This is a genomic window from Arcticibacterium sp. GJ41-1 (assembly GCF_055808875.1).
In genome coordinates this window covers 1-2,500 of the sequence record NZ_CM147888.1, presented here as the reverse complement: position 1 = coordinate 2,500, position 2,500 = coordinate 1, and the positions used below count along the sequence as shown (strand labels likewise).

Genomic DNA, 2,500 nt, shown 5'->3' with positions numbered 1-2,500 from the left:
GCGAAAGCGAGTATTAACAGTGCGTTTAGTCGCATGCTGTAGACGCGAAACCTAGTGATCTACCCATGGTCAGGTTGAAGTTCCGGTAACACGGAATGGAGGACCGAACCAGTATACGTTGAAAAGTGTTTGGATGAACTGTGGGTAGGGGTGAAAGGCTAATCAAACTAGGAAATAGCTCGTACTCCCCGAAATGTTTTTAGGAACAGCGTCGGTGTTGAGTCTTGTCGAGGTAGAGCTACCAATTGGATGCGGGGGAGTCACATCCTACCAAATTCAGATGAACTCCGAATGCGATAAGATATAACCGGCAGTGAGGGCTCGGGTGCTAAGGTCCGAGTCCAAGAGGGAAAGAACCCAGATCTACAGCTAAGGTCTCTAAATCTATACTAAGTTGAACTAAGGAAGTCTGACTGCAGAGACAGCCAGGATGTTTGCTTGGAAGCAGCAATCATTTAAAGAGTGCGTAACAGCTCACTGGTCGAGCGGGGCGGGCATCGATAATAAACGGGCATAAAGTATAGTACCGAAGCTTAGAATTTGTAATTTTTATTACAAGTGGTAGGGGAGCATTCTGTATGCAGTGAATGTGTCTGGTAATGGATGCTGGAGCGTACAGAAAAGCAAATGTAGGAATAAGTAGCGATAATGCATGTGAGAAACATGCACACCGAAAGACTAAGGTTTCCTCCGCTATGCTAATCAACGGAGGGTTAGTCGGATCCTAAGGATAATGCGAGAGCAGAAGCCGATGGGAATCAGTTTAATATTACTGAACCTGTTATAAATGCGACACGGGGACGGATTTTGAAGCTTTGCACGTACTGACGGAATAGTGCGTAGAGGGGACGCTTAGGCAGAACCGAGTAGGGGGACAAGGTTCCAAGAAAAGCCGTTAAGCTCTAGTTTATAACAGACCGTACCGCAAACCGACACAGGTAGTCGAGGCGAGAAGCCTAAGGTGCTCGAGTGATTCACGGCTAAGGAATTAGGCAAATTAACCCTGTAACTTCGGGATAAGGGGAGCCTCCATAATAAAATGGAGGCCGCAGAGAAATGGCCCAGGCGACTGTTTAGCAAAAACACATGGCTATGCGAAGATTAATGTCGACGTATATGGCCTGACACCTGCCCGGTGCTGGAAGGTTAAAAGGGGGGCTTAGCAGCAATGCGAAGGTCTGAATTGAAGCCCCAGTAAACGGCGGCCGTAACTATAACGGTCCTAAGGTAGCGAAATTCCTTGTCGGGTAAGTTCCGACCTGCACGAATGGTGTAACGATCTGGGCACTGTCTCAGCCGTGAGCTCGGCGAAATTGTAGTGACGGTGAAGATGCCGTCTACCCGCCACGGGACGGAAAGACCCCGTGAACCTTTACTATAGCTTAGCATTGGGACTGGGTAAATAATGTGTAGGATAGGTGGGAGACTTTGATGCTGCGTCGCTAGGCGTAGTTTAGTCGTTGTTGAAATACCACCCTTTATTTATCTGTTTCCTAACTCCCAGAGGGAGGACATTGCTTGGTGGGTAGTTTGACTGGGGTGGTCGCCTCCAAAAGAGTAACGGAGGCTTTCAAAGGTTCCCTCAGTACGGTTGGTAACCGTGCGTTGAGTGCAATAGCAAAAGGGAGCTTGACAGAGAGACCTACAAGTCGATCTGGGTCGAAAGACGGATATAGTGATCCGGTGGTTCTGTATGGAAGGGCCATCGCTCAAAGGATAAAAGGTACTCCGGGGATAACAGGCTGATCTCCCCCAAGAGCTCATATCGACGGGGAGGTTTGGCACCTCGATGTCGGCTCGTCACATCCTGGGGCTGGAGAAGGTCCCAAGGGTTGGGCTGTTCGCCCATTAAAGTGGCACGCGAGCTGGGTTCAGAACGTCGTGAGACAGTTCGGTCCCTATCTGTGGTGGGCGTAGGAAGTTTGAGAGGCTCTGATTTTAGTACGAGAGGACCGAATTGGACATACCGCTGGTGTATCTGTTGTCTTGCCAAGGGCACGGCAGAGTAGCTACGTATGGACGGGATAAACACTGAAAGCATCTAAGTGTGAAACCCACCTCAAGATGAGACTTCCATAGAGGAACGTTGGAGATTACGACGTAGATAGGCTATAGGTGTAAGTGCAGCAATGTATGTAGCCGAGTAGTACTAATGAACCGATAAGTTCTCTTTTTTATATAATTTATTCTACTCAGTCTTTCTTCATCTCAATGATTTTAATTGCGAAAGGCTTAAAGTCGAAGGCAGAAGTAAAATCGTTAATGTCAGTTTGTTGATTTAGATATGAACTAAATTCATCAAAAGAAATTGGTTCAGTGATGAACCTGAAGATTTGATGGTGTTTATAGGACGGGTGTCCACCTCTTCCCATTCCGAACAGAGAAGTTAAGCCCCGAACCGCCGATGGTACTTGGATCAAACCTGGGAGAGTAGGTAGACGCCGCATTTTTATTAAACCTCAATACGTAACGTGTTGGGGTTTTTTTATGCATGAATAGT

Annotated in this window: 2 rRNA genes (1 of these 2 cut by a window edge); both read left to right on the top strand. The window is 47.4% G+C overall.

What is annotated here, in order from left to right:
- Positions 1-2,173, top strand: a 23S ribosomal RNA gene (locus AC0L6O_RS00010); it begins 655 nt to the left of the window's first position.
- 162 nt (positions 2,174-2,335) lie between these two features.
- Positions 2,336-2,447 (top strand): 5S ribosomal RNA (gene rrf, locus AC0L6O_RS00005).
- Positions 2,448-2,500: the final 53 nt, after the last annotated feature.